The following is an 11,805-nucleotide window of genomic DNA, read 5'->3' on the forward strand; positions in this document are numbered from 1 at the left end:
GTTATTTCTTGGTAATATATTCTGGTATATTATGTTAAAATAAGGATGAACATGATAACGCTGTCGTCAGGGATATGTATATAATCACTTCAGAAAAGCATTATACAATATCTAGCAAGAATTTAAATTTCGATGGGAAAATGTAGAAAGATGAGTGAATCAAAGCAACAATTTAGTCTAAAACAAGGGGAATTATATTCATGGAAAGTAAGTTGAAAAAATCAGGTTTTTACGGCTTTTTGCTCGGAGTGGCATTAGCCATTTTGTTTGTTGATTATAAAGAGGTAACACAGGTGCATAATGGTGCTTCGATAACGACATATAAACCGGTGGTAGAATACGTCATATCGATTTTGCGTCTTGGAGTGATCGGTGCATTTATTGGTTTGTTTACTGGATGGCAACGATATGAAAGAAAGACTGAAAAGACGCAAGGATCTCATTATCTTTTAGTGTTTTTTTCCGTTTTTATTGTCTCTATAATTTTTATGACTATATTTAATTGGTAATAGTAAAAGGAGAGGTATATTGACTGAAATAAGCAACATTGGGCGCTTTTGTCTGACTGATACTAACGGATATATAATAAATGATGCCGAGTTAAAGAATATTAATTATGAATATTACAAGGTGATAGAAGAAGTAATGAAAGTGTATAAAAGCCATTTAAAAAACGATCTGCATAGCATATATATTCGTGGATCGATTCCTCGGGGATTAGGAATACATAGTATCTCAGACATCGACACTATAGCTGTCACAACAAAACAACCTTCTGAAATCGATGTGCAATGGATAGATGAAGAGGAACAGGCGTTAACTGAAAAATATACTTGTATAAGCGGGATTGAGTTTAGCTTTTATTGGATGGAAGATGTATTACAAACCAATCATTTTTCTATTATCCCATTCATGATTAAGACTCATAGTGTATGTGTGTTGGGAGATGACGTAAGTGAGTTGTTGCCTGATTACAAAGCGGATAAGACACTGGGGAATGAACACCTTGTTAACTTATGGGAGCAAATTGAATTAGCAAAAGAAGACCTCATAGGAAATGAAGATAAAGAAGATATATTAGATTGTTGCCGCTGGATTATGAAAATCATAGTCAGATCGGGACTTGCACTGGTCATAGAAAAAGAACATAAATATACTAGAGATCTATTCCCTGCCTATAAGCTATTTTCAGATTATTACCCAGAGAAAGAATCCGCAATGAAACAAGCGTTGAAATACGCTATTGAGCCTGTGGAAGATCCAAAAGAATTAGTAGATTACTTAAATAAAATGGGACCGTGGATGACCAAAGAAGCAGAAAAATGGTTGCAAGTACATAATCCAAAAAAGCTAAGGAATATGCCGATATAAACAAATTCTAAAGGGGGAGTGGATGACATTGTGGAATTGTGATTTTAAAGTAATGACACAGGAACAAGCGGAGGAAATTACATTCAATTGGCATTATGACGGAGAATATGCTTTTTATCACGGCGCTAACCGTCCGTAATCCCCCACCTTCAAGATTCGAGAGATGTGGGATAAACGGACGATAACTTCCTGATAAGTTTCGCTAACAATAAGTGGGGATCAAACCCCCCACTTATTGAAGTCTCGCTTTATGATATGGAAGCTGATAAAGAGGATCTGGAAGAATTCCTGGATCCGCAAAAACGTGGTAATACTACTTATGCTGTTTTGAATAATAACGAATTGATCGGTTTTTTAAGTGCAAAACAAACGGATGATCTAACTGTAGAAATTGGACTGGGATTGAGACCTGAGTTAACGGGACGAGGATACGGGGAAGCATTCCTAAAAACAAGTATAGCGTTTCTGAGAAGTAAGTTGAATCCAGAAAAGATAAATTTATCCGTAGCGACCTTTAATCAAAGAGCAATCAAAGTATATAAAAAGATCGGATTCAAGGAATTGAATATCTTTATGCAGGAAACCAATGGTGATACCTATGAATTCTTGAAAATGGAATTGGATTGTTAATAGAAAGCAAGTTTATTTAGTCTATTCTGTCTAAAGGGGTGCAGAAGATGAGTCATATCCATTTTGAATTTCCCATCACAGAGAAAACATATAAAGTCAAAGGCGAAAGAAAATTAAAGCTGTACATAATAGAGCCAAAGACACCAAAGAAAAATAGAGCAGCCATTCTCTTCTTTATGGGTGGAACGTTTAAAAAGAATCCTAATTCACCTGCACATTTTCAATATCAGGCAAAATACTTTTCTTCTCAAGGCATGGTAGCAATTTGTGTGGACTATCGGAATGGCGAAGATGAGGGGTTCACCCCTGTTCAAGCAATTGTCGATGCTAAGTCTGCTGTCAGATGGGTTCGAAGACATAGTGATGACTTAGGGATTGACCCGAATAAGATCGTCATGTGCGGTTCATCAGCAGGTGGTTATGTTTGTGTGTCTTCCATTATGCTCCAAGGTTTAGATGACGATGAAGAGGAGGATAACCAAACCCCCAATGCTTTAGTTATTTTTGGTGCTGGTATGGATGGAGTAGATATTATGAGAAGGCGATATCCGCAGTTACTAGACAGGGCAACTGAATTATCACCAATTCATCAAATCAGGAACTGCTTACCTCCTACTTTATGGTTGAGTGGATCGCAGGAAGAAGATGCGCATAGAGCTGGTGGTCTCTTTGAACAAAATAAAAAATTTATAAAGCAGATGATAACTAAAGGGAACGAGATTAAGTTGGTAAGCTATGAAGGTATGGAGCATGGATTTTTTCGCTATGGCAGACATAACAATAAGTATTTCCACATGACTAATACAGAAATTAAAGACTTTCTTGAATCGTTAGAGTTTATCTAATTTAGATGCAGGATCTGGAATGGACTTGTAAAGGGGAAAATATGAAAATTAATCAAAAAACGAACCAAAAAGATAGAGATTATATAAGAGAAAAAGTAATTGAACATAATATGTTAAATTTGCCGGATGAATTGAAAACGCCAAAAGAGGAAGTGTGTTTTGTAATAGAAGATGAAGTGGGGGATGTTATTGGCGGAGTAACAGGGACGATGTTTTGGAATCACTTGCATTTAGATTTTTTATGGGTCGAAAATGAGTTTCGCGGTAAAGGATATGGAAGTGAGTTGTTAAAACAAATCGAAGAGGTTGCAACCGAAAATGAATGCCGGTTGATTTTTCTGGATACGTTTAGCTTTCAAGCGCCGGAATTTTATAAGAGGAATGGATATAAAATATTTGGTGTGATTGAAGACCATCCAAAAGGGTTCAATCAGTATTTCCTAGAGAAAAGACTGTCCTAGGGAGGGACCGGTGTGAAATCAAAGTGGGAGAGTTTGAAAAAAATATTAGGCGGTGAGCTTAAAGGAATTTGTGCTAATCAACTTCATGCTCAACAAAATAAAACAGACTTTATTTTTAATACGGTGGAACCTGTTCTGTATATAAAAAATAATGGTTTAATTACGTATTGGAAAGTTGACTGGGGTGAAACCATGGAAGCTGATGATTATTTGCTGCTTAATGAACAAAGTACTCCTGAGCCAGTTGAATATGAAACGAAAGAAAATTCGCATTATAGACATATTCTGGGAGGATCAGGTATTGAGGTGCAACAAAAAACTATTCAAAACATTAGCGGCTATGGCTTTAAGGATAGAGACGATACATTCCTAACCACTCTATTACTAGAATTAGAAGAAGTGTATATATGCATAAAAGCAGGTCCTGTTCTACAAATTGTCATTTCAAATGAAGCATGTGATGAATTACCGGACGTTATTTTTTCTACATAAGCAACTAAAAATAACAAGAAAAGAGGTCGTTCCTAATGGGCATTAATTTTCACAATCAAGCAAACCGCACAAGTTATACTACTCGTACCGCTGATCAATCATGGCTGGAACTATTAAAGAAGATAGTTCCTTTTGAAAACGTATCACAAGCGTTGGATATTGGGTGTGGAGGGGGGATTTATTCCAAGGCATTATCAGATCTTGGCGCAACTTCGGTTACGGCACTTGATTTTTCTGAAGCGATTCTTGAAGGGGCAAAAGAAAATTGCCGAGATTATCATAATATTTCTTTTGCATACGGCACTGCTTATGAAACGGCTTTAGAAAGTAACAGTTTTGACTTATTACTTCAGAGAGCACTTATTCATCATATTAAAGACTTAGATACCTGTTTTCATGAAGCGTTCAGACTAATACAGGATAATGGCCATATTGTTGTGCAAGATCGAACCCCGGAAGATTGTTTGCTAGAAGGGGATAACAGTCATGTCAGGGGCTATTTCTTTGAATGTTTCCCGCGTTTAATAGAAACAGAAGCAAGCCGACGCTATAAGAGCCACGTTGTAATGGACGCGCTGAAAGAAGCAGGCTTTAAAAATATCAAGGTAATGCAGTTATGGGAAACAAGGAAAGTTTATCAACAAAAAAAGCAATTATTACATGATATTAGTGAAAGAACCGGCCGCAGCATTTTGCACGAATTAGATGACCAAGAATTGCAGTTACTCATTAATCATATCGATGATTCCTTATTGGACAGTACAAACACTCCTATCATTGAAAAAGACAGATGGACGATTTGGGTGGCTGAAAAATAAAGATGTCTGCCCAAACAAAGCACGACAAAACAGGTATCACATAATCAGCAATGCTAAACTGAATAGGAAAGGAGAAGTTTGCTAATGCAAGGGCTTGAAAAAATGCTGGAGAGCATCGATTATATCGAATGCCATTTGAATGAGGATTTGTTGATGAAGGATATTGCTGCTGTAGCCTGTATGTCTAAATTTCATTTTCAACGAATGTTTCTTATGCTTACAGGCTATACAGTTAGTGAATATATTCGAAATCGCCGTCTAACGAAAGCTGCACATGAACTTGTTCATTCCAAAGCAAAGGTAATGGATGTTGCTTTGAACTATGGCTATGAAAGCCCTGAGTCTTTCACCAAAGCATTTCGGAAAATGCATGGAATCAGTCCATCAGCAGCAAAGAAAAATCCGAACTCGTTGAAGGCTTATCCAAAGCTCTCTTTTCAAATTCAGTTAAAGGGTGATGTGGAAATGGATTACAAAATTGTTGAAAAAGAATCGTTTCAAGTTGTGGGAAAAAGTATCCGAACCTCTTGTGTCGGAGGTGAGAATCACAGAAATATAGCGAATTTCTGGGTAGAATCGAATCAGAATGGATTCACAGAGAAGCTTGCTGAGAATGGTGGCAATCTAGGATTATTGGGTATCTGCCTGGATTTTGATCCACAACAGGAGCATATTACTTATTTAATAGGTGCCGAAAAAAATATCGACGAGTTTCCTAAGGATTGGGAAGAAAGAATGGTTCCAGCTGCAACATGGGCTGTTTTTCCGGTACACGGTCCAATGCCAAATGCGATGCCGAAAGTATGGGAGCGGATATTCTCAGAGTGGTTCCCGTCAACAGGCTATCAGCATGCAGGAGGATCAGAAATGGAAGTCTACCCAAGTAAACAAGATCCAGCCTCCGAGGATTACTACAGTGAAATTTGGATTCCTATCAAACAATAAAAAGTCCAATACAGTTTTTAATTGTCCCAATTTGAAATTAAACGTAGTGGAAACATACTGCGAAGGAATGAGACTTTGGCTATGTATCATATTTATGCTAAGTAAGAATCTATCTAATGCTGTGAAATTGTATTTCCATTTGGTGATTATGACATTTTTACTGTGCTTAGCAAAGCTCCGGGCGTGGAACAGCGAAAAGCAGTGCTAGGCATTATCCATATTAAAGATGAGGTATAGATACTAAAGGACACCGCCCAAAATGCTAGCTACATTATTAGTTGTAGAGCAAAACCATAGCGTAGCCAACCACGGAGACTCCCGTGGGACGTGCAGGTGATGAAGATCCACTTTGTGAAGCGCTTCTCTTCACAAAGTTAGCTTCAGCCGTGCCCCACAGGACGCGGAGTGGTTGGACGGAGCGGTATCATAACACTAAGAACATTTCAAAATGGTCTCAAGGTTTAAGAGCACACATCTTGTTACTTGGCAGTTTATACATACAGCACATAAAGAACGCAGGTCATAGCTGCAGTATAGTTGTGGAAGATTCAAAAAATAAAGCATAAGGATCACTATCAATCAAGGAGGTTACCAAGATGAAGCCAACCATCAATATGATTACGATACCAGTACGAAATCTTGAAGAATCAGAAGCATTCTACCGGAAGCTGCTGGAAATACCAGAAGAAAAAATTTCAGCAGGCGACGATCATATCGCATTTTTTCTTGAACAAGATATATCATTGGTCTTATTTGAAAGGAAAGGATTTGCGGAAATGACAGGACAAGCGAATCAAACATTTGATCATTCAACACTAATTCTCACTCATACTGCCACAAGTGAGCAAGAGGTAGACAAAGTATTATTAGAAGCGGAAGAAGCAGGTGGCAGTATTTATAAACAAGGTACTTCAGATGAATGGAGCTACACAGGCTATTTCAACGATCCGAATGGGCATGTTTGGGAAGTTATCGCCTGGAAGTAACAGTATTTAAGGCGTAGCCCAAATCAAAGATAAATAACCTGATAAATACTGTTCTTTCTTTATTATCTGTAAATCGGCTTCCTTCACTAATTCAATAATATCTCGATTTTGATGACATCCCACGATTTTTAAAGCTAGCGGATCGATCGTATGCTGCAGCAAGGCAACAGATTTTCTTGAACTAATTCCGTGTTCCATCATGAGAATTTTTCCGTGAGGCTTACACCATTTTTTGAACTTGGCAAGAACAGAAACTGGATGTCGGTATGCACATAAGGTCATGGAAGATACGACCGTATCAAAACAATTTTCGTCAAAATCGATAGTCTCGATATTGCTTTCCATGAGTGTTGTAGAAACGGAATATTCACGGGCCGTTTCCGCAGCGATTTTCAGCATTTCCGGACTGAAATCCACACCTGTTAGTTCCATATCATTCGTATAAATAGGAAAATTAAGACCGGTACCGATGCCAACTTCCACTACTTTCCCGTATGCCTCAGGAAAGATTTTGTTGCGGAACTTGGACATTCGATCATGGTGCCGACGTTTACTGTAATAATGAGCCTGTTTATTAAATTTTTTAATTAATGATTGTTGATTCATTGTACCATCTTCCTTTTCCAGTTATCACTTCTACACATAACTAATTCGACGTTTTTGATCAAAAACCTTTTTACAGGAAAGAAAAAATGAGTGCCGGTGGTGGATAAGAGTGGCACTCATCACGAGCTAATCCTCGAATTCCTCAATATCAATCACACGCTTCTTCTTCCGATCATTAACCAAGCGGTATAGATGAATCGTCATCAGCCCTTGCTTTAAATGAGCAGTAACCCGATCCTCTCTTACTGCAAAAGGCAAGTCAATTTGTCTTGAGAAATCCCCCTGCATTATTTCCTGTTTGATCAGCTTTCCAGACTGTTCTACCGGAAACAGGGAGCCTTTTAACTCCAGTACATTGTGATCTACAAAGACGTTCACTTGTTTACGATCCTTAATTCCGGGCAAATTAACATAAATGATTAATTCGCTGTCTAATTCATACATGTTAATCGCAGGAATAGGTGGTTTTATCATGTGCTCAAAGTCATCCCAAAAGTTTCCGCCGAAAAAATGATCTAAGTTATTTTTCCAATCATTCATATGTTGAAATGGATCCAATTTTCTCTCTCCCTTTTCTTGTAAAGCTGTGGTAAAATAGTGTCGCTATATATTAGGTTATGTGCCTATTTAAATTCTTGTGCAACATCTCGGAGGTGTACGGCTTGTTAGAAAATGCAATTGTAATGGTAGTTATTATCATGGTGATAAATATAATTTATGTATCGCTCTCTACACTGCGGGTGATCTTAACGTTGAAGGGGAGACGATACATTGCCGCGTCGATTGGTATATTCGAAATCATGATATACACAGTAGGCCTTGGGTTGGTTCTTGATAATTTGGGAGAAATTCAAAACTTAATCGCTTATGGACTCGGTTATGGTCTTGGTGTCATTGTCGGATCAATGATTGAGGAAAAACTGGCGCTTGGATATACGACAGTAAATGTGATATCGTCCAATCCTGATATTTCCTTTACAAAGCAACTAAGGGATAAAGGTTATGGTGTAACAAGCTGGTACGCCTATGGGATGGACGGTGACCGTTTGTCGATGCAAATATTATCTCCAAGAAAATATGAGATGCACTTATATGAAACAATTAAATCCATTGACCCTAAGGCATTTATTATTGCGTATGAACCGAAACAAATTCATGGTGGGTTCTGGGTGAAGAAAGTAAAGAAAGGGAGGATAATCAAAAGTGTCGAAGAAACAGAAGCACAGCAAGAAGCCAAACAAGATGAAGTTTAGTGTGGAAGAAGGCGAAACAATCGAAGCATGTCTGGAACGAATTCGACAAGCTGGTTATGAGCCGACGCGAAGAGTGGAGCAGCCTGTTTTTACAGAAGAAAATGGGCAACCTGTTCCAACTGGAAGAACAATCGAATTTGATGCAAAATTAGCTAAATCCGAACATTAAAATAGACTGCTATTTTAATGTTCGATTTTTTGTTGACAGACTTCAATCGATCTTGTTATCATATGAATGTAGTCAAAAAATCTAACACAACAAGACCTCGTATAATTTGAGAATAAGGCTCAAAAGTTTCTACCCGTCACCGTAAATGATGGACTATGAGGGAAGATGGACGATGATTTCAAGATAGAAAATCATCAGGATAGTCATGGAAACAAGCCTATTCATCTTCTCTCCTGATAGAGAATATGGATAGGCTTTTGATTTATACAAATTTAATAAACAGTAATCGGATAGAAAGTGGGGAGAAACATGGCAGCACAAGTTGGTGTGATCATGGGAAGTATCTCAGATTGGGAGACAATGAAGCATACATGTGATGCATTGGATGAACTAGGTATCAGCTATGAAAAAGAAGTAATTTCTGCACATCGTACACCTGAAGATATGTTCGAATATGCAGAGACAGCTCGAGAGAGAGAGTTGAAGGTCATTATTGCAGGTGCAGGTGGAGCAGCACATTTACCAGGAATGGTCGCATCAAAAACTACTTTACCGGTAATCGGCGTACCTGTTAAAACAAGCACGTTAAGTGGTCTGGACTCGCTCTATTCGATTGTTCAGATGCCAGGTGGTGTACCTGTTGCTACAGTTGCAATTGGAAAAGCAGGAGCAAAGAACGCGGGAATTCTAGCGGCGCAAATTATCGGAACGAGTGATGCAGAAGTTGCCACACGTTTAGCGAACCATCAGGACAGCATGAAACAAAAAGTGTCAGAAATGAGGGATGAGCTTGCCAACCAATAAGCTATTATTCGGATCTACAATCGGTATTATCGGTGGAGGACAGTTAGGGCGCATGATGACAACAGCGGCTAAACATATGGGCTATCGTGTCATTGTACTCGATCCAACGCCAGATTGTCCGACAGCACAAGTAGCGGACGATCAAATTGTTGCAGCATACGACGATTTAGAGGCAGTCAAACAGCTTGCTGAAAAAAGTGATGTCGTGACCTATGAATTCGAAAACGTTGATCTAACAGCTGCACAAATACTAGAAGAGTCAGGCATTCTACCTCAAGGTGCCAACTCATTAAAAGTCACCCAGGATCGGGAGCTGGAGAAGAAAGCGATGGTAGACAGTGATCAGCCTGTTGCCGATTTTGCGATTGTGACTACGAAGCAGGAATTACAAGCAGCAGCAGAAAGAATTGGTTATCCTTCTGTTGCCAAAACGTGCCGAGGCGGTTATGACGGCAAAGGTCAAGTGAAGCTGGCAAGTGAAGCGGACATTGATAGTGCTGCAGAAATGCTAGAACAAGCGGACCGGCTCATCGTAGAGAAGTGGGTACCTTTCGATAAAGAAATCTCGATCGTATTTACAAGAGCACAGAATGGTGATATTGCGTACTTCCCGGTAGCGGAGAATGTTCATCGGGATCATATTCTTCATGCAACGATCGCACCAGGAAACGTGTCAGAAGCGATTGCAGCGAAAGCGCGCCAGGCAGCGAAAGCGATAGCTGAAACAATCGGTGTCGTTGGAACGTTTGCAATCGAAATGTTCGTGTGTGGGGACGACATCCTTATCAACGAATTAGCGCCAAGACCTCACAACTCAGGTCATTACACGATTGAAGCATGCGATGTGTCACAGTTCGAACAGCATATCCGTGCGATTTGCGGAGTGCCATTAATCACGGTTCACGCACATGACGGGGCGGTTATGGTGAATTTGTTAGGGAAAGATGTGGAGCCATTCTTCGCACAGCTGGATAATAACCCGGATGCGCACATTCACATGTATGGAAAATCAGAGAATAAACCACTCAGAAAAATGGGCCATGTTACATTTATTGGAGACAATCCGTTAACGATATATAATGAACTAGTAGAAAAAAAGATAATTGAAGAAAACTAGGAGGAAACATTCATGATTGAACGTTATACAAGAGAAGAAATGGGAAAGATCTGGACAGACGAGAATCGTTTTAAAGCATGGCTTGAGGTAGAAATTCTTGCGTGTGAAGCGTGGAGTGAAATGGGGATCATTCCAAAAGAAGACGTACAGAAAATAAGAGAAAATGCTTCATTCGATATTGATCGCATTTTTGAAATTGAACAAGATACACGTCACGATGTGGTGGCATTTACTCGTGCCGTATCAGAAACATTAGGTGAAGAGAAAAAGTGGGTTCACTATGGCTTAACTTCTACGGACGTTGTTGATACAGCATTGTCTTACATGTTAAAACAAGCGAATGAAATCATTCGTCGTGATATCGTCAACTTTATTGATATTTTAAAAGAAAAAGCAATCGAACATAAAAATACAGTGATGATGGGACGTACACACGGTGTCCACGCAGAACCAACGACATTTGGTTTGAAAATGGCATTATGGTATGAAGAAATGAAACGTAACCTTGAGCGCTTTGATGCTGCGGCCAAAGTGATCGAAACAGGTAAATTATCTGGTGCAGTTGGTACTTACGCCAACATCGATCCTTTCGTAGAAGAATTTGTTTGCGGGAAATTAGGCTTACAGGCAGCACCTGTTTCGACCCAGACCTTGCAGCGTGATCGTCATGCGCAATACTTGTCAGCACTGGCATTAGTCGCAAGCTCGATTGAGAAATTCGCTACGGAAATTCGCAGTCTTCAGAAAACAGAAACACGTGAAGTCGAAGAGTTTTTTGCAAAAGGTCAAAAAGGTTCTTCTGCGATGCCGCACAAACGTAATCCAATCGGATCCGAGAATATGACAGGGATGGCACGTGTGATTCGTGGATACATGATGGCTGCTTACGAGAACGTATCGTTATGGCATGAACGTGATATTTCTCACTCGTCTGCAGAACGTGTGATTTTACCAGATGCAACGATTGCTCTGAATTATATGCTGAACCGCTTCGGAAATATCGTTAAGAACTTAACGGTATTCCCAGAAAATATGAAACGCAATATTGATCGTACGTATGGTGTTATCTTCTCTCAACGTGTATTGCTTTCCTTGATTGATCAAGGCATGAGCCGTGAGGAAGCATATGACATGGTACAGCCGAATGCGATGAAAGCATGGGAAACAGCTACACCATTCCGTGAGTTAATTGAGCAGGAAGAACGCATTACCAGCACATTATCGAAAGAGCAACTAGATGATTGCTTTGACTATACGTATCACTTGAAAAATGTTGATCAGATCTTCAAAAAAATTGGCCTGGCATAA

General features: G+C 39.2%; 16 protein-coding genes and 1 riboswitch. Of the genes, 14 read left to right on the plus strand and 2 right to left on the minus strand.

All coding sequences use genetic code 11. The features are described 5' to 3' along the window. Positions 1-200: 200 nt before the first annotated feature. The 9 genes from MUN87_RS17075 to MUN87_RS17115 all read left to right on the plus strand — a co-directional run bounded on the left by MUN87_RS17075 (position 201) and on the right by MUN87_RS17115 (position 6,548). Positions 201-509 carry a hypothetical protein gene (locus tag MUN87_RS17075; protein WP_244742056.1) on the plus strand — a complete coding sequence of 103 codons (309 nt, stop codon included), beginning with the start codon at positions 201-203 and terminating at the stop codon, positions 507-509. 19 nt (positions 510-528) lie between these two features. Next, positions 529-1,371 carry a nucleotidyltransferase gene (locus MUN87_RS17080; RefSeq protein WP_244742058.1) on the plus strand — a complete coding sequence of 281 codons (843 nt, stop codon included), beginning with the start codon at positions 529-531 and terminating at the stop codon, positions 1,369-1,371. Positions 1,372-1,626: 255 nt separating this feature from the next. Further along, positions 1,627-2,001 carry a GNAT family N-acetyltransferase gene (locus tag MUN87_RS17085; protein ID WP_244742061.1) on the plus strand — a complete coding sequence of 125 codons (375 nt, stop codon included), beginning with the start codon at positions 1,627-1,629 and terminating at the stop codon, positions 1,999-2,001. A gap of 47 nt (positions 2,002-2,048) precedes the next feature. Beyond that, positions 2,049-2,846, plus strand: a complete 798-nt coding sequence (locus tag MUN87_RS17090; protein ID WP_244742063.1) for an alpha/beta hydrolase — start codon at positions 2,049-2,051, stop codon at positions 2,844-2,846. A gap of 41 nt (positions 2,847-2,887) precedes the next feature. Beyond that, the gene (locus MUN87_RS17095; RefSeq protein WP_244742066.1) at positions 2,888-3,307 is read left to right on the plus strand and encodes a GNAT family N-acetyltransferase; all 420 of its coding nucleotides are present in this window, start codon (positions 2,888-2,890) and stop codon (positions 3,305-3,307) included. Positions 3,308-3,319: 12 nt separating this feature from the next. Next, positions 3,320-3,799: a hypothetical protein gene (locus MUN87_RS17100; RefSeq protein ID WP_244742069.1), complete on the plus strand. Its 480-nt coding sequence runs from the start codon at positions 3,320-3,322 to the stop codon at positions 3,797-3,799. Positions 3,800-3,834: 35 nt separating this feature from the next. Continuing rightward, positions 3,835-4,617 carry a class I SAM-dependent methyltransferase gene (locus MUN87_RS17105; protein WP_244742072.1) on the plus strand — a complete coding sequence of 261 codons (783 nt, stop codon included), beginning with the start codon at positions 3,835-3,837 and terminating at the stop codon, positions 4,615-4,617. 84 nt (positions 4,618-4,701) lie between these two features. Further along, a complete protein-coding gene (locus MUN87_RS17110; protein ID WP_244742075.1) occupies positions 4,702-5,562 on the plus strand; it encodes an AraC family transcriptional regulator in 861 nt (286 codons plus the stop codon). Positions 5,563-6,158: 596 nt separating this feature from the next. Beyond that, the gene (locus MUN87_RS17115; RefSeq protein ID WP_244742078.1) at positions 6,159-6,548 is read left to right on the plus strand and encodes a VOC family protein; all 390 of its coding nucleotides are present in this window, start codon (positions 6,159-6,161) and stop codon (positions 6,546-6,548) included. 6 nt (positions 6,549-6,554) lie between these two features. Here the strand turns inward: MUN87_RS17115 and MUN87_RS17120 are convergent, their stop codons facing one another. Together MUN87_RS17120 and MUN87_RS17125 are read right to left on the minus strand one after the other, a co-directional pair. Continuing rightward, positions 6,555-7,154 carry a class I SAM-dependent methyltransferase gene (locus MUN87_RS17120; RefSeq protein WP_244742080.1) on the minus strand — a complete coding sequence of 200 codons (600 nt, stop codon included), beginning with the start codon at positions 7,152-7,154 and terminating at the stop codon, positions 6,555-6,557. Positions 7,155-7,280: 126 nt separating this feature from the next. Beyond that, complete coding sequence (locus MUN87_RS17125; protein WP_244742082.1) at positions 7,281-7,712, minus strand: Hsp20/alpha crystallin family protein; 432 nt, start codon at positions 7,710-7,712, stop codon at positions 7,281-7,283. A gap of 104 nt (positions 7,713-7,816) precedes the next feature. Between MUN87_RS17125 and MUN87_RS17130 the strand changes: the two genes are divergently transcribed. The 5 genes from MUN87_RS17130 (at position 7,817) to purB (ending at position 11,805) form a co-directional block, all read left to right on the plus strand. Then, complete coding sequence (locus MUN87_RS17130) at positions 7,817-8,407, plus strand: DUF2179 domain-containing protein (RefSeq protein ID WP_244742085.1); 591 nt, start codon at positions 7,817-7,819, stop codon at positions 8,405-8,407. Further along, positions 8,397-8,576, plus strand: coding sequence for an NETI motif-containing protein (locus MUN87_RS17135; RefSeq protein ID WP_244742087.1), 180 nt, complete (start codon positions 8,397-8,399; stop codon positions 8,574-8,576). The genes MUN87_RS17130 and MUN87_RS17135 overlap by 11 nt, the downstream gene beginning before the upstream one ends. Before the next feature lie 77 nt (positions 8,577-8,653). Then, positions 8,654-8,752, plus strand: a riboswitch (purine riboswitch). 133 nt (positions 8,753-8,885) lie between these two features. Then, entirely contained in the window at positions 8,886-9,380 is a 495-nt protein-coding gene (gene purE, locus MUN87_RS17140) for a 5-(carboxyamino)imidazole ribonucleotide mutase (RefSeq protein ID WP_244742089.1), read from the plus strand. Next, a complete protein-coding gene (gene purK, locus MUN87_RS17145; RefSeq protein WP_244742092.1) occupies positions 9,367-10,497 on the plus strand; it encodes a 5-(carboxyamino)imidazole ribonucleotide synthase in 1,131 nt (376 codons plus the stop codon). Before purE ends, purK begins: the two co-directional genes overlap by 14 nt. Positions 10,498-10,509: 12 nt before the next feature. Continuing rightward, on the plus strand, positions 10,510-11,805 hold the full coding sequence (gene purB / locus MUN87_RS17150) for an adenylosuccinate lyase (protein ID WP_244742095.1): 1,296 nt from the start codon (positions 10,510-10,512) through the stop codon (positions 11,803-11,805).

The sequence above is a fragment of the Gracilibacillus salinarum genome, assembly GCF_022919575.1.
GTDB lineage: Bacteria > Bacillota > Bacilli > Bacillales > Amphibacillaceae > Gracilibacillus > Gracilibacillus salinarum.